The following is a 26,307-nucleotide window of genomic DNA, read 5'->3' on the forward strand; positions in this document are numbered from 1 at the left end:
GGCGACCCGGCGGGGCGGGGCGGTCGGCACTGCCCTCCGGCCGCCGTCGGGCGCACAATGGGTGCGGGAGGTGGTTGCCGTGGCGACCCTCGAAAGAGCCCGGGAGGCCAAGGCGGCGCTGCGCGACGAGCTCGCAGGCCTCGACGGCGTGACCGGCGTCGGCATCGCACGCGCCGACCTGAACGGCGTCGCGGTGCGGGGCGCCGGGTCGTCGGGCGTCGGCGACGACTGGCTGCTGCGCGTCAACGTGACGTCCGACGACGTCGCGGTCCCCGAGACGGTGGACGGTGTCGACGTGGAGGTGCGCGTCGTCGGCGACGTGACGGCGTCGCGCGCCTGAGCGCCGCACGACGCGTGCCCGGCACCGCACCGGGAGGGTGCGGCACCGGGCAGCGGAGCCGGTCAGGAGCCGGTCAGGCGGCGCGGGCGTACCGGGCCGGGTCGGCGTCGAACAGCGGGCCGCACGACGAGCAGCACAGCCAGTAGCGCACGCCCTCGTGGTCGCGCACGAGCCCGGCCGCCTCGGCGTGGGCCTTCGCGACCATGCTCCCGCGCATCACGGGGCACTCGGCGAGGTCGTCGTCCGCCGCCTCACCCGTCGCAGGCGCGACCCCCGCGGCGGTCGCGGGCGCGTGGTGGTGCGCCGTGTCGTGCGCACCGTGGTGCCCGCCGTCGTGCGGGTGGTCGTCGTGGCCGGGGTGCGTGTCGTCGTGGTGCTGGCACATGCGGGGTCCTCCTGGAGGGTCGTCAGTCGGGGTCGGGGTCGGGGTCAGACGCCGGCGAGCCGGGCCGTCGGCGCGGTCGGGGCGGGCGTGCCGGGGTGCGCGCCGGTCGCGCGGCTGGAGAACGAGCGCAGCCGCAGGCTGTTGCCCACCACGAAGACGCTCGAGAACGCCATCGCGGCACCGGCGAGCATGGGGTTGAGCAGGCCGAGCGCGGCGAGCGGGATCGCGGCGACGTTGTAGGCGAATGCCCAGAAGAGGTTCACCTTGATCGTCCCGAGCGTCCGGCGCGCGAGCCGGATCGCGTCGGCCGCGGAGCGCAGGTCGCCCCGCACGAGCGTGATGTCCGCGGCCTCGATCGCGACGTCGGTGCCCGTCCCCATGGCGAGGCCCAGGTCGGCCTGGGCGAGGGCCGCGGCGTCGTTCACGCCGTCGCCGACCATCGCGACGACCTTGCCCTCGCCCTGGAGCCGGCTGACGACGTCGACCTTGTCGCGCGGCATGACCTCGGCGATCACCTCGTCGATGCCGACCTCGGCCGCGATCCGTCGGGCGACGGTCGCGTTGTCCCCGGTCAGGAGCACCGGGGTGAGGCCGAGCGCGCGGAGCTGGCGGATCGCCTCGGCGCTCGTGGGCTTGACCGCGTCGGCCACCACGAGGACGCCGCGGGCGCGCCCGTCCCACCCGACGCCGACGGCGGTGCCGCCCTGCTCCTCGGCGCGGGCCTTGGCGTCGGCGAGCCCGCGCGGGAGGTGCTGCGCCCACTCGGCGAGGAGCGACTCGCGGCCGACGAGCACGGCGTGCCCGTCCACGACGCCCTGCACGCCCTTGCCCTCGACGTTGGTGAACTCCGCGGGCACGGGGAGCGGGCCCACCTCCTGAGCCGCACCGCGGGTGATCGCCCGGGCGACGGGGTGCTCCGAGGCGTCCTCGAGCGCGCCCGCGAGGCGCAGGAGCTCCCCGCGGTCCGTGCCCGTCCCGGTGACGACGTCGGCGAGCGTCATGACGCCTGTCGTCACGGTGCCCGTCTTGTCGAGCACGACGGTGTCCACGGCCCGCGTGGACTCGAGCACCTCCGGTCCCTTGATGAGGACGCCCATCTGCGCGCCTCGGCCCGTCCCGACGAGCAGCGCCGTCGGGGTGGCGAGGCCCAGGGCGCACGGGCACGCGATGATGAGGACCGCGACGGCCGCCGTGAACGCCGCCGAGGCCGGGGCGCCCGCCCCGAGCCACGCGCCCAGCGCGCCGACGGCGATCGCGATGGCGATGGGGACGAAGATCGCGGAGACCCGGTCGGCGAGGCGCTGGACCTGCGCCTTGCCGGACTGCGCGTCCTCGACGAGGCGCGCCATCTGCGCGAGCTGGGTGTCGCCGCCGACGCGCGTGGCACGCACGACGAGCCGCCCGCCGGCGTTGACGGTCGCCCCGGTGACGGCGTCGCCCTCGCCCACCTCGACGGGCATGGACTCGCCCGTGAGCATCGAGGCGTCGACGGCGGAGGTGCCGGCCACGACGGTGCCGTCGGTCGCGATCTTCTCGCCCGGCCGCACGACGAACTCGTCGCCCACGGCGAGCTCGGCGATCGGGATGCGGGTCTCCGCGCCGTCGCGCAGCACGGCGACGTCCTTCGCGCCGAGCTCGAGCAGGGCGCGCAGCGCGGCGCCCGCCTGCCGCTTGGACCGCTTCTCGAAGTAGCGGCCGGCGAGGATGAACGTCGTGACGCCGGCGGCGACCTCGAGGTAGATGTTCGCCGCGCCGTCGGTCCGGGCGACGGAGAGCGTGAACGGGTGCGTCATGCCGGGCTCGCCGGCCGTGCCGAGGAACAGCGCGTAGAGGGACCAGAGGAACGCGGCGCTGGTCCCGACGGAGATCAGGGTGTCCATCGTCGCCGCGCCGTGGCGCAGGTTCGTCCACGCGGCGCGGTGGAACGGCCAGGCCGCCCACACGACGACGGGCGCGGCGAGCGCGAGGCTGGCCCACTGCCAGTACGTGAACTGGAGCGCGGGGACCATGGCCATCGCGATGACCGGGATCGACAGCACGACCGCGCCGATCAGCCGGTGCCGCAGCGCGGTGAGCTCGGGGTCGTCCGCGTCCGTACCCGCGTCCTCCCCGGAGGCGGGGACCTCGGCGCGCGGGACCTGCGCCGTGTAGCCGGTCTTCTCGACCTCCGCGATGAGCGTGGCCGCGTCGACGCCGTCCGGGACGGTGACCTTCGCCTTCTCGGTCGCGTAGTTCACGGTCGCGGTGACGCCCTCGAGCCGGTTGAGCTTCTTCTCGATCCGCATGGCGCACGAGGCGCAGGTCATCCCGCCGATCTCGAGCTCGACGAACGTCCCCGGCGGCGGGGCGGCGGATGCCGTCATGAGGTTCTCCTTCCGGCCGGGCGACGTGCTGCCCGGTGCAGGGGTCATCAGTGGTCGTGCGGAGTGGTGTCGTGGTCGGCCGAGGGGGCGTCGCCCGTACGGTCGACGGCCGGGGCGGCCTCGACCGTGAAGGCGGCGGTGCGCACCTGGCCCTCGACCTGGAAGTCGAGGTAGAGGAGGTACCGGCCCGCGGTGGGCGCCTCGACGCCGAACGTCACGGTCGGGCCCGAGACCTCGCCCGGCGCGGCCTCGGCGCCCTCGGGGTGGGCGTGCAGGTAGGCGAGGTCGCCGTCACGGAGCGCGACGAGGTGACCGAACGCGCCGAGGTACGGCTCGAGCGTCGTGACCGGCTCGCCGTCCCGCGTGACCTCGAGCGTCAGCCGCGAGACCGCGCCGGCCTCGAGGCTCCCGCCGAGCGCGACGTCGTACCCGTCGACGGACGCGGTGGTCGTGGGGGCGTCCGCCCGGACGGGCACGACCTCGCCCGCGACCTCGACGGTGCGGCTCAGGGTGAGCGGGTCGCCGCCGGTGGGGACGGCGTCGGCGTACACGCGGTAGGTGCCCGCGGCGTCCCACGTCCAGGGCACCGACCAGCGGCCGGCGTCGTCCAGCTCGGGGTGGGCGTGGCGGTAGTGCGCCCCGTCGGAACGCACGACGACGAGGTGAAGGCGCTGCTCGTGCGTGACGGCGAAGTCGGTCACCGGTGCGCCCGTGGGGTCGGCCAGGGTGAAGGTGAGCTCGCCGGGCGCGCCCGGCGTCTGCGGGGCCTCGATCTCGCCCAGCGTGTAGCCGTCCTGCTCCAGGGACAGTCCGCCGACCATGTCCGCTCCTCTCCTGGTCTCCTGCGGGGGGTCGTCGCTCGTGGCGGCGTGCTGCTCCGGCGCGTGCGCGGCGGGCGGTTCCGACAGGGCGCCGTCGGGGACGACGGCGCCCGCGACCGCGGCCGAGGCCACGAACACGACCCCGAGCCCGGCGACGTAGAGCCCGATCCGGGCGGGGGCTCTCATCGCACCCGCTCCGCCGTGTAGCCGGCCTCGTCGACGGCGGCGAGGACCGCGGTGTCGTCGACGGGCTGGTCGGCCGTGACGACGAGCCGACCGGTGGTCGCGCTGACGTCGATCGCGGTGATGCCGGGCACCTGTCCGACCTCCTCGCGCACCGACATCTCGCAGTGTCCGCAGGTCATGCCGGTCACCTGGTACTCGATCTCGACGATGCTCACGACGTTCCTCCTCGATGCTGATACCCCCACGGGGTATGCCTAGGATGGCGAATATACCCAGCGGGGGTATCGAGGTCAAGGAGGAGAGATGGGCGACGTGGACAGGCCGGACGTGGTGGTGGTCGGTGGCGGAGCAGCCGGGCACGCTGCCGTGACGACGCTGCGCGGCGAGGGGTTCGACGGTCGTGTCGTCCTCGTGCACGGCGAGGAGGGCGATCCCTACCTGCGGACCCTCGTCGACAAGGCGATCCTCCAGGGCCTGCTCACCGCGGAGCAGGCCGCCCTGCCCGTGCCGGCCGACGTCGAGCTCGTGCGGTCGCGCGCGACCGGGCTGGACCCCGCGCGGCGTACCGTCGTCCTCGCGGACGGGCGCGTGCTCACCGCCGCCGCCGTGCTCCTCGCGACCGGCGCGGTGCCTCGCCCTGGTCCGGCCGTGGATCGCGCTCCCGCGCTCGCGGGCATCGACCGCGCGGAGTCCCGCGTGGTGCCCCTGCACACCGCGCGGGACGCCGAGCGGCTGCGCGCCCTGCTCGGCCCCGATCCCGCGCGGCGCACGGTCACCGTGCTCGGCGCCGGGTTCGTCGGTTCCGAGACCGCCGCCTGGCTCGCCGAGGCCGGCTCGACCGTCCACCTCGTCGCCCGTTCCCGGCTCCCGCTCGCCGGGCCGCTCGGGACCGCGGTCGCGCGCGCCGTCGCCCTGCGCCACGAGGAGCGCCTCGACGCGCACCTCGGCCGCCGGGTCGAGGCGGTGACCGAGCATCCGGGCGCCGTCGCCGTGCGCCTCGCCGAGGGGACGACGCTGGAGTCCGACCTCGTCGTCGTCGCGCACGGCACCGTCCCCGCCGCGCCCGGCGCGGGCGTGCCCGTCGTCGCCGCGAGAGGCGGCGTCGACGTCGACGACCGGCTCGCCGTCCCGGCCGCGCCCGGCCTGTTCGCCGCCGGAGCGGTCGCCGTCCACCGGGACCGGCGCGGCCAGAGATTCCGGACCGACCACTGGGACGCCGCCGCCGCGCAGGGCGCCCACGCGGCGCACGCCGTCCTGCGCCACCTCGTCGGCGGCCGGGACCCCGGTCCGTACGTACCGGACGCCGGGTTCTCGCTCGTGCTGCACGGCGCCCAGGTCGCCGGGTTCGGCGTGGCCGTGCCCGGCGCGATCCCGCAGCATCGCGCCCTCGACGGTGGCGGGCTGCTCAGCGAGTTCCGCGTCGGTGGCGACCTCGTCGCGGTGGTCGGCCTCGGTGCGACGCGCGAGCTCCACGCGCTGCGTCCCCACCTGCGCCGCCCCTGAGGCGGTGACGGACCGTGGGCGTCGGTACCGGGGGGCCGGGGCGGGAGAATGGTCGCGTGACCACCGAGCGACTTCCCCGTGTCCGTGCGTCCGAGCTCGGGCGCGGCCGGCTCAACACGGGCGGCAAGAGCCTGACCCTCGCGGACCTACGCGGGAAGATCGTCCTGGCCGACTTCTGGAGGTTCTAGACCTTATCGCCAAACTGGTCGGTATCCCACCTGCTTGTAATCAGGCCACGAGGGGGTAGCCAACTCCGACGCGCGATGGGAGAATGCTCCTCCCAGCGTAATCGGCGACCGAGAGGGCTTTCCTAGTGAGCGATCCAGTCAGCATTGAGCGCCTGATCTCCCGTGTCCGTCTTGGAGAACTGCGCATCCCGGGATTTCAGCGCGAGTTTGTGTGGGAGCCGCAGCAAGCGGCGTTGCTGATGGACAGCATCTTCAAAGGTTTCCCTTTCGGGTCTATCCTCTTGTGGCGAACTGGAAACAAGCTAAATACGGAAAAGCGGCTGGGTGGATTTGAATTGCCACTACCCGCCAAGGATTACCCAATTGACTACGTCCTTGATGGACAGCAGCGAGTGACCTCGATATTCGCGACGTTTCAGAATGAGATCGCGGGTGAGGGCGAGGACCCCGAAGTCTGGCTTCCCATCTACTACGATTTCGAAGCAAAGACCGATGCTCAGGAATCGCGATTCGTAGCACTTCAGCTGAACGAGGTGGACGATGCTCGCCACTTCCCGCTTAAGACCTTCTTCAATCCCGTTGCGTTTTCGCGCATGTCGCAGGCGCTTCCAGAGGGTAAGTTCGAAGAAATTGTAGTAGTCCAACAGCGCTTCGTTTCGACGCTGATCCCGACGCAGACGTTCGAGACCGAGGATCGGGCGAGTGTCGCAATCGTATTTGAGCGGGTTAATCGCCTGGGCATCGAGCTTGACATGTTCCAGCTTCTCACGGCGTGGACGTGGAGCGACGATTTCGACTTGCAGGAGCAGTTCGCGCAGCTTTCGGAGAGTTTTGCCGAGTTCGGGTTTGGTGAAGTCGGCTCGGACAACGATCTCATGCTGCGGTGTTGCGCCGCTATCCTCGTAGCTGACCCCTCTCCTACGGCACTCATTGACGTGAACGGTGCGGAGGTGCGCTCACAGTTCGAAACTGTGTCGCGCGCTCTCGAACTGGCCATCGACTTCCTGCGACGCAACCTCCAGGTGCGGCACCTAAAGTTCCTGCCATACCAGGCGTTGCTCATTCCTCTCGCAGCGTACTTTTCGATCGACCAGCACAAGGCTGTCACTGACGCGCATCGGCAGGTGTTGCTGCGGTGGTTCTGGCGGACATCTTTCTCCCACCGGTACAGCGGCAATCCGCTGCGCAATGTGAGAACTGACGTAACGCAAGCAATGGCGCTACGTCGTGGAGAGGCCTCAGCTCTCGATGCGATTCGCTCCGACGTTGACGAGAGTTTCTTCCTGGACCACTCCTTCCGATCGACAAACGTGGCGTCAAAGTGCTTGATCCTCTTACTGGCGCAGCGGCGGCCGAGGTCGTTTATCAGCGGTGAGCATGTCGAGTTGGACACGGTCCTCGCTGAGCCGAACCGTAAGGAATATCACCACTGCTTCCCGAAGGCGTATCTCAAGGCAAATGCGATTGAGTTGGATGACGCTCGGATCAACGCGCTGGCAAACATTGCGTTTATCAGTCGTGTTGACAATCGAACCATCCTCCACAAGGCGCCGTCCGTGTACAGGGCAGAGGATATGCCTGCTGACAGTTCAGACATTGCCGAAGCTGCGCTGATTCCCGAGTCGCTCTTTGAAGATGATTGGGAGAAGTACTTGACCGAGCGTGCTGCGCTCCTTGCCGGCGAAGCGCAAGGGCTTGTCGCCTGACCCTCGATGTGAGGGATACTCGACCCGTGTCGAAACTGCGTTCTGCTCCTCGTGTCCGTGCGTCCGAACTCTTGGGACGAGGGTGGCTGAATACCGGCGGGAGGAGCCTCACACTTGGTGATTTGCGGGGAAGTGTGCTGGTTTTGGACTTCTGGACCTTCTGCTGCGTGAACTGCCTGCACGTCCTCGACGAGCTGCGCGAGCTCGAGGAGCGGCACCGCGACGTGCTGGTCGTCGTCGGCGTGCACTCGCCGAAGTTCGAGCACGAGGCGGACCCGGCGGCGCTCGCGGCCGCGGTCGAGCGGTACGAGGTGCACCACCCCGTGCTCGACGACCCCGAGCTCGTCACCTGGTCCGCGTACGCCGCGCGCGCCTGGCCGACGCTCGTGGTCGTCGACCCCGAGGGCTACGTCGTCGCGCAGATGGCGGGGGAGGGGCACGCGTCCGCGATCGCCGCCCTCGTCGACGAGCTCGTCGCGGAGCACGACGCGAAGGGCACGCTGCACCGCGGCGACGGCCCGTACGTGCCGCCCGCGCCGTCGTCGGGCACGCTGCGCTTCCCCGCGAAGGCGATCGAGCTGTCCGGCGGCAACCTCCTCGTCGCGGACGCCGGGCACCACTCGCTCGCCGAGCTCCTGCCCGACGGCGAGACGCTCGTCCGGCGCATCGGGTCCGGCGAGCGCGGTCTCGCCGACGGCGGGCCCGACGACGCGCGGTTCGCCGAGCCCAACGGGCTGTGCCTCGTCCCGGTCGAGCTGCGGTCATGGCTCGAGTACGACGTCGTCGTCGCGGACACGGCGAACCACGTCCTGCGCGGCGTACGCCTCGCCGACGGTCACGTGACGACCGTCGCGGGCACGGGCGAGCAGTTCATGGTCGGCGGGGTCGAGAACGTCGTGCTGCGGGAGGGGCGGGGCGCCGACGTCACCGGCCACGGTCCTGCCGCGCCGGGCGGACAGTACCCGCCGCTCGACGTGCGCCTCTCCTCACCGTGGGACGTGACCTGGTCGCAGGACCTCGCGGCGTTCGTCGTGGCGATGGCCGGGAACCACACGCTGTGGGCGTTCGACGGCGAGCAGGGCTCGATGACGCACCTCGCCGGGACCATGAACGAGGGCCTGGAGGACGGCCCCGGTGAGTCGGCGTGGTTCGCGCAGCCGTCCGGACTGGCCGTCGGCGCGGACCGGGCGATCTGGGTCGCCGACGCGGAGACGTCGGCGCTGCGCCGCGTGACCCCGGTGCCCGGCAGGGGCGTCGAGGTCCGGACCGCCGTCGGACAAGGGCTGTTCGACTTCGGCCACCGCGACGGCCCGGCCGAGCAGGCGCTCATGCAGCATCCGCTCGGGGTCGCGACGCTGCCCGACGGGAGCGTCGTCGTCGCAGACACCTACGACGGCGCGCTGCGCCGGTTCGCGCCCGCGACCGGCGACGCCGGGAGCGTCGGGGACGACACCTCCGGAACCCGCCTCGCCGGTGAGGTCACGACGCTCGCGACGGGCCTCGCCGAGCCGAGCGGCGTCGTCGTGCAGGTGGGCGAGGGGCCGGACGGCGAGCCGCAGGTGCACCTGCTCGTCGTGGAGTCCGCGGCGCACCGCCTGACGCGCGTCGCGCTCCCGGCGTCGCTCGCGGGCGAGGTGCTCGACGGCGGCGCGCACCGCACGCAGCGCCCCGTCACCGACATCGGGGCCGGGCCGCTGTGGCTCGACGTCCCGTTCGTCCCGGCGCCGGGCCAGAAGCTCGACGACCGGTTCGGCCCGTCGACCGAGCTGCGCGTGAGCGCGACGCCGACCGAGCTCCTGCTGTCCGGGGAGGGCGTCGGCGTCGAGCTCGGTCGCGACCTCGTCATCAATCCCGAGGTCCGCGAGGGCGTGCTGCACGTGACGGCCCGGGCGGCGTCGTGCGACGTGGTCCCGCTCGGCCCCGACGGCGAGCCCGACCCGGACGTGTTCCCCGCGTGCCACCTCGCCCAGCAGGACTGGGGCGTCCCGGTCCGGGTCGTCGACCGAGGCGAGCCGGGCGACGTCCCGTCGCTCACGCTCCCGCTGCGCGGCTGACCGACGACCGAAGCCCGCCGACCCCGGGCTTATCGTGCCGGATCCAGCCGAACCCGGGGATGTCGCCGGGTTCGGCGCGCGAGGTGCCGATAACCCCGGGTTCGGCGCCGGGCGTCAGCCCCAGGTGAGGAGCTCCTCGCCGCGGGCGGCCCACGCGCCGACCTCGGCGAGCGAGGTCACGTCGTCGGGGACCGCCTCGAGCGCGACGACCGGGCACACCGCCGACCGACCGCCGTCGCGCACCGCCTTCGGGTCCCACGAGACGAGCACGGTGCCGCGCTGGACGTGGTCGCCCTGCGCGACGTGCGTGGTGAAGCCCGCGCCGCCGAGCTGCACGGTGTTGATGCCGAGGTGCACCAGGACGGCGCGGCCGTCGTCGTGCTGGACGACGAACGCGTGCGGGTGCAGCTTGACGACCGTGCCCGTGATGGGCGCGACGGCCTCGCCGCCCTGCGCGTCGTCGGGCTCGACGGCGAGCCCCGGCCCGACGAGCCCCGCCGAGAAGACGGGGTCGTCGACGTCGGCGACGTCGACGACCGTGCCCGTGACGGGCACGAGCACCGTGAGCGGCGCGGCCATCAGCGCAGGTCCTCGATGTCGGAGGCGATGTTGTCGGCCTCGGGGCCGACGATGACCTGGATCGCGGCGCCGGACCGCACGACGGCGATCGCCCCGGCGGCGGTCAGGGTCGCGTCGTCGACGAGCGCGGGGTCCTCGACCTCGACGCGCAGGCGCGTGATGCACGCCTCCAGGTCGACGACGTTCGCGTCGCCGCCGAGGCCTCGGAGGATCTGCTCTGCCTTGCTCACGGGTGCTCCTCGTGGTCGTGCTCCGGCCGGGGCCGGGTCAGGTGTCCCGGCCGGCTGCCGTGCCGGTCGGGGTGCGCGGGGCGCGCGGGTCGGGACGCCGTCGACGGCGGTGGTGCGACGGCGGTGGTGCTGCGGTCGTGGCGGGTCCTCACATGAGGTCGGCGAGGTCGGACGCGATCGTGTCGACCTGCGGGCCGACGACGACCTGGACGACCCGGCCGTTGACCATGACGCCGAACGCCCCGGCGCGCCGCAGGAGCGCGGCGTCGACGAGCGCGGGGTCCTTGACGAGCGATCTCAACCGGGTCGTGCACGGGTCGATCTCGTCGATGTTCGCCACCCCGCCGAGCCCGGCGAGGATCGTCGCGGCGCGCTCTGCGTCGGACTGTGTCATCGGTCGTTCCCTTCGGTCGCCCGGGCCGGCACTGGCACGGGGTCGAGGTCGTCGGTGGTCGTCGTCTCGGGGTTGCTCGTCATGGGGGTCGCGCCGGTGCGCGGCACGAGCGTCGGCCTCGCCTCGCGCAGCGGGACGAACACGCTGTACCGGTCGCCGCGGTAGCTCGACCGCGAGTACATGAGCGGTGCGTCGCCCGCGAACGTGCGGCGGACGGTGCGCATGACGGCCCGCGACGCGCGCAGCCCGAGGAGCTTCTGCTCCTGGACCGTGGCGTCCGACGCGGTGATCGTGTCCTCGCCCCACGTCGGGGCCAGGCCGCGCTCGCGCAGGGCGCCGTAGAGGCTCTCGGGGACGCCGTCGTCGAGGAGGTCGGGCGCGAGGTCGACGGGGATCCATGCCTCCTCGACGCTCATGGGCGACCCGTCGGCGGAGCGCAGGCGCACCACGTGGTGCATGGGGTCGCCCGTCGCGCGCCCGAGCGACTCGGCGACCGAGGCCGGCGCGGGCACCGTGCCGGCCTCGAGCACGTCGGTGCCCGGCTCCATCCCGCGGCGCCTCGCCTCCTCGCCGAACGTCGTGAGGCGCATCTCGAAGTCCGCGCGCGGCGGGGCGACGAACGTCCCGCGGCCCTGCGCGCGCTCGAGCACGCCCTCGGTCACGAGCGCGTCGATCGCCTGGCGCACGGTCATGCGCGAGACGCCGAACTTCTCCGTGAGGCTGCGCTCCGACGGCACCGCGTCGCCGACGGAGAGCTCGCTCGCCACGAGGTCGGCGAGGTAGGCGCGCACCGTGAGGTACTTGTGCTCGCTCGCCTTCGATCGTGACCTGCTCATCGTCGTGCCGCGTCTCTTTCCTGTCATCGGTCCCGCGTCTGCGTCGGTGCCTGGCCCGGACGGGCCGTCCTGCGTCGGTGCCTCGATCTCCACGGGTGCATTGTCCGTCGTCCGACCTGCGGCGACGCGAGTCGTGGACCTGCCCGTGTGTCCCGGGTCACCTCCGGGGGTTGACACATCATGAGGTCTAGACCACTCTTCCTGCAAGTGGTCCAGACAACCTGGACCGGGTGTTCGGGGACGACGGCCCCAGGTCTTCTCGTCGTGCCCCGGGACCGGCAACGACGCCCGTACGACGTCGCGCCACAGCCGCCGCTCGACGCACCTCGGCCTGCGCCCCAGGCCCACCCAGGAGGAGAACGACACATGACCACCGTCGCCGAACCGACGAGGACGAAGAAGGGCGTGCCCGGCTTCGCGCAGCTCCAGCGCGTCGGGCGCTCGCTCATGCTGCCCATCGCGTCCCTGCCCGCCGCCGCGCTCCTGCTGCGCCTGGGCCAGCCCGACATGCTCGGCGCCGACGGCGTGGCCGGCACCTTCGCGTGGATGCAGCCCGTCGCCGACGTGCTCGGGGCGGCCGGCAACGCGCTGTTCGCCAACCTGCCGATCATCTTCGCCCTCGGCGTCGCGGTCGGGTACGCGAAGAAGTCCGACGGGACGACGGGCCTCGCGGCCCTCATCGGCTACCTCGTCTTCAAGGGCGTCAGCGACTCCCTCTCGCCCTACGTGCTCGGCAAGGCCGCCGAGGGCGAGACGCAGGAGCTCATCAACTACGGCGTGCTCGGGGGCATCGTCATCGGCCTCACGGCGGCGCTGCTCTACCAGAAGTACTACCGGATCAAGCTGCCTCCGTACCTCGCGTTCTTCGGCGGGCGACGCTTCGTCCCGATCGTCACCGCGGGTGTGTCGGTCCTCATCGCCGTGGTCGGCGCCCTGATCTACCCCGCCTTCGACTGGCTGATCAACGACACGATCGGTGGGTTCGTCACGGGTTCGACGATCCTCGGCGCGTTCATCTTCGGCACGCTCAACCGTCTGCTCGTCCCGATCGGCCTGCACCACCTGCTCAACTCGCTGCCGTGGTTCCAGTTCGGCGAGTACACCGCGCCCGACGGCACGGTCGCCCAGGGCGACATCTTCCGGTTCCTGGCGGGTGATCCCACGGCCGGCACGTTCCTCACCGGCTTCTTCCCCATCATGATGTTCGCGCTCCCGGCCGCTGCGCTCGCGATCGTCCACACCGCCAAGCCGGCTCAGCGCAAGGTCGTCGCGGGCATCATGGGCTCCGCCGCGCTCGTCTCGTTCGTCACGGGCGTGACCGAGCCGCTCGAGTTCGCGTTCGTCTTCGTCGCCTACCCGCTGTACGTCATCCACGCGGTGCTCACGGGGACGTCGCTCGCCCTGGTCAACGCTCTCGGTATCCGCGACGGCTTCGGGTTCTCGGCCGGCGCGATCGACTACCTGCTGAACTTCCGGATCGCCGAGATGCCGCTCCTGCTCATCCCGATCGGGCTCGGCTACGCGGTGATCTACTACTTCCTCTTCCGCTTCGTCATCACGCGCTGGAACCTGCGGACCCCGGGCCGCGAGGACGACACCGACGGTGCTGTCGAGGCGACGGGGGCCGCGGGGGCGACCGGCACCCCGACGGTGGACGCTCCGGTGCTCGACGCCCCGACGGCCGCGCGAGGCGACCGAGCCACCGACGGCACCGAGGGCGACGTCCCGAGCCGGACCGGCTCGGGCAGCGGAGGCACGGCGTGACCGTCGCCGACGACGCGACGCGCGCACCTGCACGGGTCTTCGACCCGGGGCTGACCGGTGTGCCGGTCAGCCCCGGCCGGGGCGCGGGAACGGTCGTGCGGATGCCCGACCCGGTCCCCGAGCCGGACCCGACCCCGCTCGCCGCGGACGGCACGGACGCCGACGTGGACCTCGCGGTGACGCAGGTCCTCGCGGCCGTCACGACCGTCCAGGAGGACCTCACGGCGCGCGCCGCGCGGGCCGAGGGCACCGCGGCGGAGGTGCTCGGCGTGACCGCCGCGATGGCGGCGGACCCCGCGCTGGCGCGCGACGCCGTCGGGCGCGTGCGTGAGCAGCGGTCCACCCCGGCGCGCGCCGTGTGGGACGCGGCGGGCGTCGTCGTCGGGCAGCTCGAGGCGCTGGGCGGGCTCATGGCGGAGCGGGCGCGCGACGTGCGCGACGTGCGCGACCGGATCGTCGCGACGCTGCTCGGCCTGCCTGCTCCGGGCGTGCCCGACCCCGGGTTCGCGTTCGTGCTCGTCGCGGACGACCTCGCGCCCGCGGACACCGCCCAGCTCGACCCGGAGCGCGTGCTCGCCGTCGTGACGCGGGGCGGCGGGCCGACGTCGCACACCGCGATCCTCGCGCGCGCTCTCGGCATCCCGGCCGTCGTGGCGGTCGAGGACGCGCTGACCCTGCACGACGGCGACATGGTGCTCGTGGACGGCGGGCTCGGCACGGTCGAGCGCGACCCGTCCGCCCAGGACGTGGCCGCCGTCGTCGCGGCCCGGGGGGCACGCGGTGAGCGTCGCCGCTTCGACGGCGAGGGGCGGACGGCGGACGGTCGTCGCGTCGAGCTCCTCGCCAACGTCGCGAACGGGGAGGACGCGCGGGCCGCCGCGGAGGCGGGGGCGGAAGGCGTGGGGCTCTTCCGCACCGAGGTGTGCTTCCTGGGCCGCACGGTCGAGCCGACGATCGACGAGCAGGTCGCGGCCTACCGGGAGGTGCTCGCGGCCTTCGGCGGCCGCAAGGTCGTCGTCCGGACGCTCGACGCGGGAGCGGACAAGCCGCTCCCGTTCGTCACGCCCGAGGCCGAGCCCAACCCGGCGCTCGGCGTGCGCGGCCTGCGCACCGCGCGCCGGCACCCCGAGGTGCTCGACCGGCAGCTCACGGCCATCGCGCGTGCCGCGGAGGCGGAGTCGGCGGACGTGTGGGTCATGGCGCCGATGATCGCGACGCCGGACGAGGCGGAGTCGTTCGTCGCGCTGTGCGCGGAGCACGGCCTGGGCACCGCGGGCGTGATGATCGAGGTCCCCGCCGCGGCGCTCGGGGCGCGCTGGGTGCTGGCGAAGGCGTCGTTCGCGAGCATCGGTACGAACGACCTCACGCAGTACACGATGGCGGCGGACCGCGAGGTCTCCGACCTCGCGCGGCTCTCGACGGCGTGGCAGCCGACCGTCCTCGCGCTCGTCGGCGCGACCGGCTCGGGGGCGGCGCTCAACGGGCGACCGCTCGGTGTGTGCGGCGAGGCCGCGGCCGACCCGGTGCTCGCGCCGGTCCTCGTGGGCCTCGGCGTGACGTCGCTGTCCATGACGCCCCGTGCCCTCGCCGACGTGGCGACGGTGCTGGGGGCGACGACGTCGGACCAGTGCGAGGAGCTCGCGTTCCTCGCGCTCCAGCAGCCCACGCCCGACGCGGCGCGCGCGGCCGTCCGGTCGCGCCTCCCGATCCTGACCGAGCTGGGCCTCTAGCGGCCACGCCCCACCCCGCTGCCGAACCCGGGGTTGTGGTCACCCCGGCCGCCGAACCCGGCGACATCCCTGGGTTCGGCGGCTGGGGTGACCACGACCCCGGGTTCGGCGGCTGGTGGTGGGCGCAGGTGGCGGGCCGGGCCGACGGGCTCAGGCGACCTCGGTCTGCTCCAGGAAGGTCGCGAGCGCGTCGATCGACGCGCTCGCGTCGTCGCCGTCGGCGTCGGTCGAGAGGACGACCTCGTCCCCGGCCGCGACGCCGAGCGTCATGACGCTGAGGATGCTCGCCGCCTCCACGGGGTCGCCGCCCGGCTTGGCGATCCGCACGGGCGCGGGCTGGGCGGCGGCCGCCTTGACGAACAGGGCGGCGGGGCGGGCGTGAAGGCCTTCGGTGATCGCGACGACGACGGCACGGTCCATGGTGGTTCCTCCGGCAGACAAGTGGTCTGGACCAGTGCATCCTAGGGGAAAGCCCCGCACAAGGCGAGGGCCCCAGGGCCCCCGTCCCACAGGACCGCCTTGCCCGGCGCGCGCGACGCGGGTCCCGGTGTCTCCCGTCGAGCCCGCGACCACGTGGATGTCGATGACGCCCGCCGTCGCCGCCATGGCGAGGCCAGGGCGGTCCACCGCTTCTCCCCAGCCGAGCGCTCGCTGGGTGTGGGGCACAGCCGACGGGTCTAGGGTGACCGGCATGTCCGACGCGACGACGCCGCGCGCGCCCTCCCCGGCACCGGAAGAGGCGCAGCGCATCCACGTCACGCTCTCGACGGCCAGCGTCTACCCGCGCAAGGCCCCGTACGCCTTTGAGGCGGCGGCCGACCTCGGGTACGACGGCGTCGAGGTGATGGTGTGGTCCGACGAGACGACCCAGGACGCCGCGACGCTCCGGCGGCTCGCCGCCGACCACGACGTCCCCATCCGGAGCATCCACGCGCCCACGCTCCTGGTCAGCCAGCGCGTGTGGGGGCGCTCGCCCGGTCCCAAGCTGCGGCGCAGCGTCGAGCTGGCGCAGGAGGTCGGGGCGAGCACCGTCGTGGTGCACCCGCCGTTCCGGTGGCAGTACCGCTACGCGCGCGAGTTCGAGGACCTCGTCGGCGAGCTCGACGAGACCGAGGGCGTGACCATCGCGGTCGAGAACATGTACCCGTGGCGCAGCCGCAAGCGCGAGATGCAGGCGTACCTCCCGGGCTGGGACCCGTCCGAGCACGGCTACGAGCACGTGACGCTCGACCTGTCGCACGCCGCCGTCGCGCAGCAGGACGCGCTCGCGCTGCTCGACGTGTTCGACGGCCGCCTCGCGCACGTGCACCTCGCCGACGGGTCGTCGTCGATCACGGACGAGCACCTCGTCCCGGGGCGCGGCGACCAGCCGTGCGACAAGGTGCTCGCCGAGCTCGTGCGGCGCGGGTGGTCGGGCGACGTCGTCGTCGAGATCTCGACGCGCCGCGCCCGGACCGCTGCCGAGCGCCGCGAGGACCTCGCGGCCTCGCTGTTCTTCGCGCGCACCTACCTCACACCCGGACCGCACCCGGGCTACGAGCCGCCGCCCGGGCCCCCGCACCGCCACGCCGACGCCTGGGGCGAGGAGGACGCGCGCGAGGGGGCGGAGACGACGGCGGACGGCTCCCCGGAGGACGCGGGAACGGCCTGAGGCGATCGCTGACGTAGGCTCGGCGATCGTGGCTCGCGTCAACGGTCTCCTCGCCGACACGACGCCGCTGCGTACCTCCCCGCCGTTCCGCCGGCTGTGGTGGGGGCTGGGCATCTCGAACCTCGGCTCGCAGCTCACCGTCGTCGCGGTCGGCCTCCAGGTCTACGCGCTCACCGGCTCGTCGCTCGCGGTCGGCGTGCTCGGGCTCTGTGCCCTCGTGCCCCTCGTCGTGCTCGGGCTCTACGGCGGCGCCCTCGTCGACGCGTACGACCGCCGCAAGGTCGCGCTCGCGGCGTCGACCGCCCTGTGGGTCATCACGGCGCTCATCGCGGTCCAGGCGTGGCTGCACCTGAACTCGGTGGGCGTGCTCTACGCGCTCGTCGCCGCGCAGTCCGCGGCGTTCGCCATCAACAACCCGGCGCGCTCGGCGATCATCCCGCGCCTCGTCGAGCCCCGGCTCCTGCCCGCGGCCAACGCGCTCCAGACGATCGCCTGGAACGTCGCGCTCACCGTGGGCCCGCTGGGCGGCGCCTTCCTCGTCGCGCTGTGGGGCTACCAGGTCGCGTACACGATCGACGCCGTGCTCTTCACCGCCGCGCTGTGGGCCGTGTGGCGGCTGCCCGACATCCCGCCGCTCACCGGCGACGACACCCCGCAGGCCGCGCCCGCGGGGCGGCGCCGCCGGGTCGTGGGCTGGCGGTCCGTCGTCGACGGCCTGCGCTACCTCGCGACGCAGCCCAACGTCCGCACGACCTTCCTCGTCGACCTCGCCGCGATGGTGCTCGCGTCGCCGCGCGTGCTGCTGCCCGCCGCGGGCGTCCTGTTCCTCGGCGGCGGGGAGGCGACCACGGGCGTGCTCACCGCGGCGTTCGCGGTCGGCGCCGTGCTCGCGGGCGTGTTCTCCGGCGGGCTGTCCCGCGTGCGCTGGCAGGGCCGCGTCATCGTCTGGGCGGTCACCGCGTACGGGCTGTCGATCGTGCTGTTCGGCCTCGTGCTCGTCGGGGTCGGCCCGACGGCCCCGACGACGGTTCTCGTGGGCGGTGTCGTCGCGGCGAGCGTGGCGCTGGCCCTCGCGGGCGCGTCGGACGCGGTGAGCGCGGTGTTCCGCCAGACCATCCTCCAGACCGCGACGCCCGACGACATGCGCGGCCGCCTCCAGGGCGTGTTCATCGTCGTCGTCGCGGGTGGGCCGCGCCTCGGCGAGCTCGTGCTCGGGGCGCAGGCGACGTGGGTCGGCGAGGCGTGGGCCGCCGTCGCCGGGGGCGTGGCGTGCGTCGTCGTGCTGTGGCTCGTCGTGCGGTCGCAGCGCAGGTTCTGGCGCTACGACGCCCTGCACCCCGAGCCCTGAGCCGCCGGGTCAGCCGGCGCGCGGGGCGCCGATGCGCTCGATGCGGTCGCGCCCCCAGTCGCCCAGGGACGCGAGCGCCGTGTTGAGCGAGCGGCCGTGCGCGGTGAGGGAGTACTCGACGCGCGGCGGCACCTCGGGGAACACCTCGCGCACGAGGAGGTCGTCCGCCTCCATCTCGCGGAGCTGCTGCGCGAGCACCTTGTCGCTCACCCCGGGCAGGCCGCGCTTGAGCTCGGCGTACCTGCGCACGCCGTGGGCCGCGAGCTCCCAGAGGATCAGGGACTTCCACTTCCCGCTCACGACGTCCATCGCCGCGTCGAGGCCGCAGACGTAGGGCCCGCGCCGCGCGGGTCCGGTGGCGGCGCCGGTGGACGTGCCCGTGGGCGTCCCCGTGCCCGGGGAGGTGCGGACCGCCGTCGTCGTCATCGTTCGCTCCTTCGTCGCACTCGTTCCGTCGCGGGAGGCGCCCTGACCTGCACGCTCACCCAGTGGTGAGAACCCCACCTCGAAGTGCGTTCTTCCCGGGCGACCGTACGCCGGGGAGGGTGGACCGCGAGGGCACGCCGCGCCGTCGGCCGCCCGAGGACCCACCCACCGACCCGGAGGAACGATGCCCGACCGCCACCACCCGCAGCACCCGCAGCGCGCCCCGTCACCGTCCTCGGCCTGGGCGCGATGGGCAGCGCCCTCGCCGCCGCGACCGTCGCCGCCGGCCACCCGACGACCGTGTGGAACCGCACGCCGGGCCGTGCGGACGCGCTCGTCGGGGCCGGCGCCCGCGAGGCGGCATCGGTGCGCGACGCCGTCACCGCCTCGCCGCTCGTCGTCGCGGTCCTGCTCGACCACGCGTCGGTGCACCAGACCCTGGACCCGGTCGCGGACGCGCTCGGGGGCCGGACGCTCGTCAACCTCGTGACGACGACGCCCGAGGAGTCCCGCGAGCTCGCCGCCTGGGCCGGCTCCCACGGGGCGACCTACCTGGACGGCGGCATCATGGCCGTCCCCGGGATGATCGGCGGGCCGGGGGCCGAGGTCCTGTACAGCGGGTCGCGCGCCGCGTTCGACGGCGCCCGTCCCGTGCTCGACACGTGGGGCGAGAGCACGTGGTTCGGCGAGGACCCGGGCCTCGCGCCGCTCTACGACCTCGCGCTGCTTGCGGGGATGTACGCGATGTTCGCGGGCTTCTTCCACGGCGTCGCCATGGTCGGCACCGCGGGCGTGAGCGCGAGCGACTTCGCGCGCCGCGCCGCGCCGTGGCTCGTCGCGATGACGTCGGAGCTCGCGGGCTACGCGGACGTGATCGACCGCCGCGACTACGCCGGTCCCGGCCAGCAGAGCCTCGACTTCTCCGACCTCACCCACCTGGTGCGGGCGAGCGAGGAGGCCGGGCTCTCGGCCGACGTCGTCGCGGCCGTGCAGGCGCTCATCGACCGCCAGGTCGACGCCGGCCACGGTGCCGACGGGTTCGCGCGCGTCGTCGAGAGCATCCGCGACCCTGCCCGCACCACTGCCCGCATCCACGACCGCAGCGTCACCGCAGGAGGAGCACGATGAGCGCGCACGCCGCCGTCACGCTGATCGGCCTGGGTCCGATGGGCCAGGCCATGGTCCGCACGCTGCTCGGCGCGGGCCACCCCGTCACCGTGTGGAACCGCACGCCGTCGCGGGCCGACGCGCTCGTGGCCGAGGGCGCCGTCCTCGCCGCGACCCCGGCCGAGGCGGTCGCGGCGAGCGAGGTCGTCCTGCTGAGCCTGACGGACTACGCGGCGATGTACGACGTCCTCGGCGGGGCGACCGACGTCCTGCGCGGCCGGACGGCCGTGAACCTCAGCTCGGACACGCCGGACGCGACGCGCGCCGCCGCGCGCTGGGCGGACGAGCACGGCGCGACGCTCGTGACCGGCGGCGTCATGGTGCCCGCGCCCCTGGTCGGGACCCCGGACGCGTACGTGTACTACTCCGGTCCGGAGGCGGCCTTCCGCGCGCACGAGAGCACGCTCGCGCTGCTCGGCACGCCGCGCTACCTCGGCGAGGACCCGGGCCGCGCGCAGGTCCTCTACCAGGCGCAGCTCGACGTCTTCCTCACCGCGCTGTCGGGCCTCGCGCACGCGACCGCGCTCGCGCAGGCGGCCGGGGTCGCGCCCACGCAGTTCGTCCCCGAGGCGCTGCGCACGCTCGTCGAGACGCCCGCGATGATCGGGGGCGACGGTGCTCCGGGGACGGAGTTCGAGACCGGCGTCCACCCGGGCCACCTCAGCACCGCGACGATGATGGGCGCGACCGCGGCGCACGTCCTCGGAGCGAGCGAGGAGCTCGGGGTCGACGACGTGCTGCCGCGCGCGGTCCTGTCGCACTACGAGCGCGCGCTCGCCGCCGGGCACGGGCGGGACAACTGGTCGGCGATCTTCGAGGTGATCAAGGCGCGCACGCCCGTGGCGCGGGGCGTCGGTGGCGGGTCCTAGGCTCGGGGCGTGCGCCCGAAGAAGCCGACGACCGAGCCGCCCGTGATCGACCCGGTCGTCCTGGACGACCTGCAGCGCGGCGACGCGTACGACCTCGAGGCCGAGGCCGACCTCGAAGGGTTCGAGCTCGTCGACCTCCGCCTCGACCGGCTCGACCTGCACGGCGCGAGCGTGTTCTCGACGCGGCTCGACCAGGTTCGCGCCGACGAGGCGGACCTCGGGGCGGTGACGCTCACGGAGGTGGTGCTCGACCGTCTCGACGTGCCCGTGCTGCGCGGGACACGCGGCCGGTGGCGCGAGGTCGAGGTGCACGGCGCGCGGCTCGGGTCCGCCGAGCTGTACGAGTCGTCGTGGGCGGGGGTCCGGTTCGTCGGCTGCAAGCTCGGCTTCGTCAACCTGCGGGGCACGACCCTGCGCGACGTGATGTTCACCGACTGCACGATCGACGAGCTGGACCTCGTCGCCGCGGACGCGTTGCGCGTGGCGTTCGAGGGCACGCGCGTGCGCCGGCTCGACGTGCAGGGGTCCACGCTCGCGCACGTCGACCTCCGGGGCGCGGAGATCGACGAGCTGAGCGGCATCGAGTCCCTGCGGGGCGCGACGATCGACTCGACCCAGCTCGCGCGCCTCGCAGCGACGTTCGCGCACAGCCTCGGCATCACGGTCACGGACTGACCGGGGATAGGGTGCGCGACGTGACCGACGCGACGCTCCCGTCCACCGCCCTGCCCGACCCCGTCGGGACCGAGATCCTGGTCGCCGGGCCGGCGTCGTGGAACCTCCTCGTGCAGCTCGACGAGCTGCCCGCGCCCACACCGCACACCGTGTTCGCCCGGTCGCACCGCCACACGGTCGGGGGGACCTCGGCGGGCAAGGCGCTCAACCTCGCGCGGCTCGGTCGGTCGGTGCTGCTGCGCACCGTGCTCGGGGAGGACGACGACGCCGCGCGCGTCCGGTCCGTGCTCGACGGTGCGGGCGTGCGGGTGCTCGCGGAGCCCTCGCCCGACGGGCGCACCGAGAGCCACCTCAACCTCATGGACGACGACGGCGGGCGCGTCTCGGTCTATCTGCGCGCCCCCGGCGAGGTCGCGGCCCGGGGCGCGTCGTGGGACGTCGCGGTCGCGGCGCTCGACGCGGCACGCGCCGTCGTGGTCGACCTCGCGCTCCCGGCGCTCCCCGTGCTCGACCTCGCGGTGTCGCGCGGTCGCGACGTCTGGGTCGACCTGCACGACTACGACGGCGAGTCCGCGTTCCACCGGCCCTGGGTCGACGCCGGGACGCACGTGTTCCTCAGCGGGGACCGCCTCGAGGACTGGCGCGGCTTCATGTCCGCGCGGGTCGACGCGGGCGCACGGCTCGTGGTGTGCACGCACGGGTCGCGCGGTGCCGTCGCGCTCACGCCCGAGGGCGGCTTCGTCGAGGTGCCCGCACAGCACGTGCCGCACGTCGTCGACACGAACGGTGCGGGCGACGGCTTCTTCGCGGGCTTCCTCGACGCGCACCTGCGGGGCGCGGGCGTCGAGGAGGCGATGGAGGCGGGCGCGCGCCACGCCGCGCTCGTCGTGCAGAGCCCGGACCTCGTCCCGGCCTGACGGACCGGGCCCGGCGTCGGTGCCGCGTGCTCGGTCAGCGCGCGGCGCCCACGCGCTCGGGCGGGGGTGCGACGTCGTCCGCCTCGCGGAGGGCGGTGGGGGTCGCCGCGCCGCGGTCGCGGAAGTGGCCGACGAGCGAGAGCAGGAGCCCGAGCGCGGCCCATCCCGTGAGCACGAGCCAGGGGAAGGTCGTGCCTGCGCCGGGGAAGTACGACAGGTCGCGCAGGAGGGTCGCGGACGCACCCGGCGGGAACCACTGCCCGACGGCGCCCCACGGGCTGAGCAGGAACTCGACCGGCATCGCGGCCGCGGAGAGCGGGTTCGCGACGAGCAGGAACAGGACGGGGCCCACGGCGATGCCGGGGCGCCCGAGCACCGCGACGGCGCCGACGATCGTGCCCCCGATGCCGAGCAGCGTGAGCGCGACGGCGAGCGAGTCGGCGAGGTACGCGCCGTGCAGCCCGCCGAGGCCGTGCAGGACCGCCGCGATCGCGAGCCCGCCCACGACCGCGTAGACGCCCAGCGCGGCGACACGACGCCACACGCCGACGACCGCGAGCGAGATGGCGATGCCACCGACCATCCCCCCGAGCACGAGGGGGAACGACGCCGCGGCGAGCGTGGTGCCGCGCGCGTCGTCCGCCGAGAGCGGGACGACGTCGGTCACCGCCACGGTCGGGACCGCGTCGGCGGGCACGCCCTGCGCGGTCGCGGCGGCGTCGACCTGCGCCTGGAGCGCGGGCTGGAGGCCCGCGAGGAGCTGCGCGACGGCGGGGCTCGCCGCCGAGGCGGTGAGGACCTCGGGCTGCTGCCCGAGGACGAGCGCACCGTACGCGTCGCGGGACTCGACGAGGTCGACGGCCGCGTCACGGTCGGCGACGGCGACGAGCTCGATCGCGCCCGGTGCGTTCTGGTCCAGCCCGGCCTGCGCCTGGGCGACGACGGCGGGGTCGCCCGCGGCCGCGACGGGGAGGTCCTTCGGCTCGGCGGTGACGGAGGGCCAGAGGAACGCGAGGACGACGACCGCGACGAGGGCGACGAGCCCGACGGCAGTCGTCACGACGCGCGGCCAGTGCGTGTGCGGGGCGGCGGCGGAACTCATGGGGAGACCTCTCGTAAAACGAATGTTCGTTCTCTAAAGGGTCGACCTGTCGGCGCCCTCTGTCAAGAACGATCGTTCGGTTTAAAGTGGGCGCATGCCACGGGTGAGCGACGAGTACCGGGCGCAGCGGCGCGACGACATCGCCGCCGCAGCCCTGCGCGTGTTCCGCCGCAAGGGCTTCACAGCCACCTCGATGGCGGAGATCATCGCCGAGTCCGGGCTCTCCGCCGGGGCGATCTACGGCTACTACGACTCCAAGATGGCGATCGTGCACGACGTCGCGGGCCGGATCGTCGGCGGGCGCATCGCCGACGTCGAACGACTCGCCGAGCGCGACCCGCTCCCTCCGCCGTCCGACCTGGTCGCCGTCCTCATGCACGGGGTGGTGCGCGAGCTCGGCAGCACCGCGATCCTGCTCCAGGTCTGGGGCGAGGCCGTGACCGACCCTCGCATCCTCGAGTTCGCCTCGGCCGTCCTCGCCCGTCTGCGCTCGGTCTTCGCGACCTACGTCGCGGCGTGGCACGAGCGCACGCACGGGCTCGACCCCGCGCGCGCGGCGGCGGTCGGCGCCGAGCAGGCGCCGCTGTTCGTCGCCGCGTGCCAGGGCTTCATCGTCCAGAGCGCGCTCATGGACGACTTCGACGCCGATACCTACCTCGACCGCACGACCCGCCACCTCCCGCGCTGACGGCACGACCGCCGGGCCAGGGCCGGGACCGCGCCCGTGGGTGCGCGAGGTAGAACCGTGGTCAGCCGAGGTAGAACCGTGGTCCGCCGAGGTAGAACCGTGGTTGTGCGACCACGGTTCTACGTCGCGCGACCGGGGTTCTACCCCGCGGGACCGGAGTTCTACCTCGCGCGACCAGGGTTCTACCCCTTGGGGTGGGCGGTCAGGCGAGGCCGGTGTCGCGGGCCACGATGGCCGCCTGCATGCGGGTCGCGACGCCGAGCTTGGCGAGGACGCGCGAGACGTGCGTCTTGGCCGTGGCCTCGGTGATGTAGAGGTCCGCCGCGATGCCCTGGTTGGAGAGGCCGCGGCCGAGCGCCGCGAGCACGTCCACCTCGCGGGGCGTGAGGTCGGCGAGCCGTGGATCCTGGGCCGGCCCGCTCGCGTCGGTGCTCGGCCCGGCGGCGGGTGTCGGGAGGCCACCGCCGGTGTCCGAGGGCGGTCCCCCGGCCGGAGCTGCGGGCCCGCCCGGGCGGGCGGTCGGGTCTGGACGCGGGGCGCCGTCGGCCGCCGGGCCGCGCGCGAACGCGGCGAGGAGGCGGCGCGTGACCTCGGGCGCGAGCACGCCGTCGCCGTCGGCGACCCGACGGACCGCGTCGAGCAGCGCGGCGGGCTCCGCGGACTTGAGGAGGAAGCCCGCGGCGCCCGCGCGGAGCGCGCCGTCGACGTACTCGTCGAGGTCGAACGTCGTGAGCACGAGGACGTCGGCGAGCCCTTCGCCCGTGATGACGCGGGTGGCCTCGATGCCGTCGACGCCGGGCATGCGCAGGTCCATGAGCACGACGTCGGGCCGCAGCGCCCGGGCGTTGGTGATCGCCGCGGTGCCGTCGGACGCTTCGCCGACGACCTCGACGTCGTCGGCGGCGTCGAGCAGGAGGCGCAGGCCCGCGCGGATCGCCGCGTGGTCGTCGGCCAGCAGCACCCGGACCGGTCGTGACGTCACGCGTTCTCCCTCTCGATCGGACGCTCGGCGACCGGGACTGTCGCGCGCACGGCCCATCCGCCGGCCGTCGTCGGCCCCGCCTCGAACGTCCCGCCGAGGCCGTCCGCCCGCTCGCGCATGGTCAGCAGCCCGGTGCCCGCGCTCAGGGGGGCCTCGACCGCCGCCGAGCCCGGCGCGCCGTCGTCGCGCACCTCGAGCACGACGGCCGACCCGTCGCGGACGAGCCGCACCGTCACGGGCGACCCCGGCGCATGCTTGAGCGCGTTCGTCACGGCCTCCTGCACGATCCGGAACAGCGCCTGGTCCGCCGCGGCGGGCAGGTCCGACGCGGCGACGCCGTCGGGGTCGTCGAGCGTGACCGTGGTGGTGGCGCGCGCGGCGTCGAGCAGGGCGTCGAGGCCCGCGAGCCGGCCCGGCGCGGCCACGGCGTCGGGGACGTCGTCGCGCCGACCCTCCGTGCGGAGCAGCAGGATCATCGACCGCATCTCGTCGAGGGACGCGACGGCGCTCGCGCGCACCTGCTCGAGCGCGGCCCGGTCCTTCGCCGCGTCGGGCAGGAGGGCGAGCGCGGCCCCGGAGTGGATCGCGATGGTGGACAGGTGCGAGGCGATGACGTCGTGCAGGTCGCGCGCCATCGCGGCGCGCTCGGCCTGCACCGCCTCGTGCCGGTCGAGCTCCGCGATGCGCTCGAGGTCGCTCGCCCGCTGCCGCTCCAGGTCGGCCGTGCGCGCCGCGGCCTCCGCCTCGCGCGCCGCGAGGTCGGCGCGCTCGTCCGCGAGCTCGGCGAGCTCGCTCTTGGTGCGCACGTTGGTCGCCCACCACATCGGCACGAGGAGCACGGCTCCGAGCTGGAGACCCATGTACACGAACTGCCGCACGTCGCGCGCGGCCTCGCCCGCCGCCACGGAGCCCAGGACCGCGACGGTCACGGCCACCCCCCAGAGCCACGCGCGCGCCCGCGGCCCCGACCACAGTGCGGCGGCGTAGAGCAGGTCCCACAGGACGAGCGTGATCGCGAGGCTGCCGCCCCACCGGACGTCGACGGCGGTGACGGCGACGCCGCCGAGGAGCGCCAGGATCGGGTGGGCGCGCTTGACGAGGATGAGGAGGCAGCCGGCCCCGAGCAGGGCGACGCGCCACCACGGCTCCGCCGGCTCGACGACGAACGGCGCGCGCACGATCCCGACGAGGCCCACCTCGAGGAGGACCCACCCGAGGACGAACGTGGTGACGGCGGAGAAGGCGTCGTTGCGGCGGTCCTCGATGCGCCAGACCTGGGGTACCGACCGGACCGCCACCTGCCAGGTGCCGGAGCGCCCGGGCTTGCCGGGGCGCGCCTCGTCCGTCCCGCCGTCCGTGCTCACGCACCTATCCCAGCACAGTGCGCGGATCGACGGATCGGC

Annotated in this window: 27 protein-coding genes; 14 read left to right on the forward strand and 13 right to left on the reverse strand. The window is 73.9% G+C overall.

Annotated features, from left to right (window positions below):
• Nucleotides 1-79 precede the first annotated feature (79 nt).
• On the forward strand, nucleotides 80-340 hold the full coding sequence (locus tag JN535_RS02475; protein ID WP_307868116.1) for a hypothetical protein: 261 nt from the start codon (nucleotides 80-82) through the stop codon (nucleotides 338-340).
• A 73-nt stretch (nucleotides 341-413) separates the two neighbouring features.
• Here JN535_RS02475 and JN535_RS02480 read toward each other — a convergent pair whose 3' ends face one another.
• From JN535_RS02480 to JN535_RS02495, 4 genes are read right to left on the reverse strand one after another with little or no spacing between them, the layout of a single operon-like run.
• Nucleotides 414-725 carry a hypothetical protein gene (locus JN535_RS02480; protein ID WP_144681541.1) on the reverse strand — a complete coding sequence of 104 codons (312 nt, stop codon included), beginning with the start codon at nucleotides 723-725 and terminating at the stop codon, nucleotides 414-416.
• A gap of 44 nt (nucleotides 726-769) precedes the next feature.
• Nucleotides 770-3,088 (reverse strand): heavy metal translocating P-type ATPase, encoded by a 2,319-nt coding sequence (locus JN535_RS02485; protein WP_205201692.1) that lies wholly within the window; start codon nucleotides 3,086-3,088, stop codon nucleotides 770-772.
• Nucleotides 3,089-3,135: 47 nt separating this feature from the next.
• On the reverse strand, nucleotides 3,136-4,095 hold the full coding sequence (locus JN535_RS02490) for a heavy-metal-associated domain-containing protein (protein ID WP_205201694.1): 960 nt from the start codon (nucleotides 4,093-4,095) through the stop codon (nucleotides 3,136-3,138).
• Nucleotides 4,092-4,304, reverse strand: a complete 213-nt coding sequence (locus tag JN535_RS02495; RefSeq protein ID WP_307868235.1) for a heavy-metal-associated domain-containing protein — start codon at nucleotides 4,302-4,304, stop codon at nucleotides 4,092-4,094. Before JN535_RS02495 ends, JN535_RS02490 begins: the two co-directional genes overlap by 4 nt.
• Before the next feature lie 94 nt (nucleotides 4,305-4,398).
• On the opposite strand from JN535_RS02495, the gene JN535_RS02500 reads away from it, so the two are divergent.
• From JN535_RS02500 to JN535_RS02510, 4 genes are all read left to right on the forward strand, one after another.
• On the forward strand, nucleotides 4,399-5,598 hold the full coding sequence (locus tag JN535_RS02500; protein ID WP_205201696.1) for an FAD-dependent oxidoreductase: 1,200 nt from the start codon (nucleotides 4,399-4,401) through the stop codon (nucleotides 5,596-5,598).
• A 56-nt stretch (nucleotides 5,599-5,654) separates the two neighbouring features.
• Complete coding sequence (locus tag JN535_RS21115; protein ID WP_275892126.1) at nucleotides 5,655-5,786, forward strand: hypothetical protein; 132 nt, start codon at nucleotides 5,655-5,657, stop codon at nucleotides 5,784-5,786.
• Nucleotides 5,787-5,911: 125 nt separating this feature from the next.
• Complete coding sequence (locus tag JN535_RS02505; RefSeq protein ID WP_205201698.1) at nucleotides 5,912-7,492, forward strand: GmrSD restriction endonuclease domain-containing protein; 1,581 nt, start codon at nucleotides 5,912-5,914, stop codon at nucleotides 7,490-7,492.
• Between the two features lie 26 nt (nucleotides 7,493-7,518).
• Nucleotides 7,519-9,546, forward strand: a complete 2,028-nt coding sequence (locus JN535_RS02510; protein ID WP_205201700.1) for an NHL domain-containing thioredoxin family protein — start codon at nucleotides 7,519-7,521, stop codon at nucleotides 9,544-9,546.
• 114 nt (nucleotides 9,547-9,660) lie between these two features.
• On the opposite strand, the gene JN535_RS02515 is transcribed toward JN535_RS02510, so the two are convergent.
• The 4 genes from JN535_RS02515 to JN535_RS02530 all read right to left on the reverse strand — a co-directional run bounded on the left by JN535_RS02515 (nucleotide 9,661) and on the right by JN535_RS02530 (nucleotide 11,585).
• Nucleotides 9,661-10,125 (reverse strand): PTS sugar transporter subunit IIA, encoded by a 465-nt coding sequence (locus JN535_RS02515; RefSeq protein WP_205201702.1) that lies wholly within the window; start codon nucleotides 10,123-10,125, stop codon nucleotides 9,661-9,663.
• Nucleotides 10,125-10,355: a PTS transporter subunit EIIB gene (locus JN535_RS02520; RefSeq protein ID WP_053369276.1), complete on the reverse strand. Its 231-nt coding sequence runs from the start codon at nucleotides 10,353-10,355 to the stop codon at nucleotides 10,125-10,127. Before JN535_RS02520 ends, JN535_RS02515 begins: the two co-directional genes overlap by 1 nt.
• A gap of 148 nt (nucleotides 10,356-10,503) precedes the next feature.
• On the reverse strand, nucleotides 10,504-10,749 hold the full coding sequence (locus tag JN535_RS02525) for a PTS transporter subunit EIIB (protein WP_024839826.1): 246 nt from the start codon (nucleotides 10,747-10,749) through the stop codon (nucleotides 10,504-10,506).
• The gene (locus JN535_RS02530) at nucleotides 10,746-11,585 is read right to left on the reverse strand and encodes a GntR family transcriptional regulator (protein WP_240200425.1); all 840 of its coding nucleotides are present in this window, start codon (nucleotides 11,583-11,585) and stop codon (nucleotides 10,746-10,748) included. Before JN535_RS02530 ends, JN535_RS02525 begins: the two co-directional genes overlap by 4 nt.
• Nucleotides 11,586-11,951: 366 nt before the next feature.
• Here JN535_RS02530 and JN535_RS02535 point away from each other — a divergent pair, with 366 nt between their 5' ends.
• Nucleotides 11,952-13,349 (forward strand): PTS transporter subunit EIIC, encoded by a 1,398-nt coding sequence (locus JN535_RS02535; RefSeq protein WP_205201706.1) that lies wholly within the window; start codon nucleotides 11,952-11,954, stop codon nucleotides 13,347-13,349.
• Entirely contained in the window at nucleotides 13,346-15,079 is a 1,734-nt protein-coding gene (gene ptsP / locus JN535_RS02540; RefSeq protein WP_307868119.1) for a phosphoenolpyruvate--protein phosphotransferase, read from the forward strand. Before JN535_RS02535 ends, ptsP begins: the two co-directional genes overlap by 4 nt.
• 150 nt (nucleotides 15,080-15,229) lie before the next feature.
• Here ptsP and JN535_RS02545 read toward each other — a convergent pair whose 3' ends face one another.
• A complete protein-coding gene (locus JN535_RS02545) occupies nucleotides 15,230-15,499 on the reverse strand; it encodes an HPr family phosphocarrier protein (RefSeq protein ID WP_205201709.1) in 270 nt (89 codons plus the stop codon).
• Nucleotides 15,500-15,770: 271 nt separating this feature from the next.
• Between JN535_RS02545 and JN535_RS02550 the strand changes: the two genes are divergently transcribed.
• Together JN535_RS02550 and JN535_RS02555 are read left to right on the forward strand one after the other, a co-directional pair.
• Nucleotides 15,771-16,730, forward strand: a complete 960-nt coding sequence (locus JN535_RS02550) for a sugar phosphate isomerase/epimerase family protein (RefSeq protein WP_205201711.1) — start codon at nucleotides 15,771-15,773, stop codon at nucleotides 16,728-16,730.
• 28 nt (nucleotides 16,731-16,758) lie between these two features.
• Nucleotides 16,759-18,078 carry an MFS transporter gene (locus JN535_RS02555; RefSeq protein WP_205201713.1) on the forward strand — a complete coding sequence of 440 codons (1,320 nt, stop codon included), beginning with the start codon at nucleotides 16,759-16,761 and terminating at the stop codon, nucleotides 18,076-18,078.
• A gap of 9 nt (nucleotides 18,079-18,087) precedes the next feature.
• Here JN535_RS02555 and JN535_RS02560 read toward each other — a convergent pair whose 3' ends face one another.
• Nucleotides 18,088-18,504, reverse strand: a complete 417-nt coding sequence (locus JN535_RS02560) for a winged helix-turn-helix transcriptional regulator (RefSeq protein WP_205201715.1) — start codon at nucleotides 18,502-18,504, stop codon at nucleotides 18,088-18,090.
• 84 nt (nucleotides 18,505-18,588) lie between these two features.
• On the opposite strand from JN535_RS02560, the gene JN535_RS02565 reads away from it, so the two are divergent.
• Genes JN535_RS02565 through JN535_RS02580 form a run of 4 tightly spaced genes read left to right on the forward strand, consistent with a single transcriptional unit; the run spans nucleotide 18,589 to nucleotide 22,132 of the window.
• Nucleotides 18,589-19,632 carry an NAD(P)-dependent oxidoreductase gene (locus tag JN535_RS02565; protein ID WP_307868121.1) on the forward strand — a complete coding sequence of 348 codons (1,044 nt, stop codon included), beginning with the start codon at nucleotides 18,589-18,591 and terminating at the stop codon, nucleotides 19,630-19,632.
• A complete protein-coding gene (locus JN535_RS02570) occupies nucleotides 19,629-20,540 on the forward strand; it encodes an NAD(P)-dependent oxidoreductase (protein WP_205201719.1) in 912 nt (303 codons plus the stop codon). Before JN535_RS02565 ends, JN535_RS02570 begins: the two co-directional genes overlap by 4 nt.
• Before the next feature lie 9 nt (nucleotides 20,541-20,549).
• Entirely contained in the window at nucleotides 20,550-21,215 is a 666-nt protein-coding gene (locus tag JN535_RS21415) for a pentapeptide repeat-containing protein (protein ID WP_205201721.1), read from the forward strand.
• 20 nt (nucleotides 21,216-21,235) lie between these two features.
• Nucleotides 21,236-22,132: a carbohydrate kinase family protein gene (locus JN535_RS02580; protein WP_307868123.1), complete on the forward strand. Its 897-nt coding sequence runs from the start codon at nucleotides 21,236-21,238 to the stop codon at nucleotides 22,130-22,132.
• Nucleotides 22,133-22,166: 34 nt separating this feature from the next.
• Here JN535_RS02580 and JN535_RS02585 read toward each other — a convergent pair whose 3' ends face one another.
• Complete coding sequence (locus JN535_RS02585; protein WP_205201723.1) at nucleotides 22,167-23,234, reverse strand: ABC transporter permease; 1,068 nt, start codon at nucleotides 23,232-23,234, stop codon at nucleotides 22,167-22,169.
• 94 nt (nucleotides 23,235-23,328) lie between these two features.
• Here JN535_RS02585 and JN535_RS02590 point away from each other — a divergent pair, with 94 nt between their 5' ends.
• A complete protein-coding gene (locus tag JN535_RS02590; RefSeq protein ID WP_205201725.1) occupies nucleotides 23,329-23,922 on the forward strand; it encodes a TetR/AcrR family transcriptional regulator in 594 nt (197 codons plus the stop codon).
• Nucleotides 23,923-24,124: 202 nt separating this feature from the next.
• Here JN535_RS02590 and JN535_RS02595 read toward each other — a convergent pair whose 3' ends face one another.
• Together JN535_RS02595 and JN535_RS21420 are read right to left on the reverse strand one after the other, a co-directional pair.
• Nucleotides 24,125-24,904, reverse strand: coding sequence for a response regulator transcription factor (locus JN535_RS02595; RefSeq protein WP_307868124.1), 780 nt, complete (start codon nucleotides 24,902-24,904; stop codon nucleotides 24,125-24,127).
• A complete protein-coding gene (locus tag JN535_RS21420) occupies nucleotides 24,901-26,268 on the reverse strand; it encodes a sensor histidine kinase (protein ID WP_205201729.1) in 1,368 nt (455 codons plus the stop codon). Before JN535_RS21420 ends, JN535_RS02595 begins: the two co-directional genes overlap by 4 nt.
• Nucleotides 26,269-26,307: the final 39 nt, after the last annotated feature.

Origin of the sequence: Cellulosimicrobium cellulans, from assembly GCF_016921195.1 — a bacterium.
GTDB classification, from domain to species: Bacteria; Actinomycetota; Actinomycetes; order Actinomycetales; family Cellulomonadaceae; genus Cellulosimicrobium; species Cellulosimicrobium cellulans_F.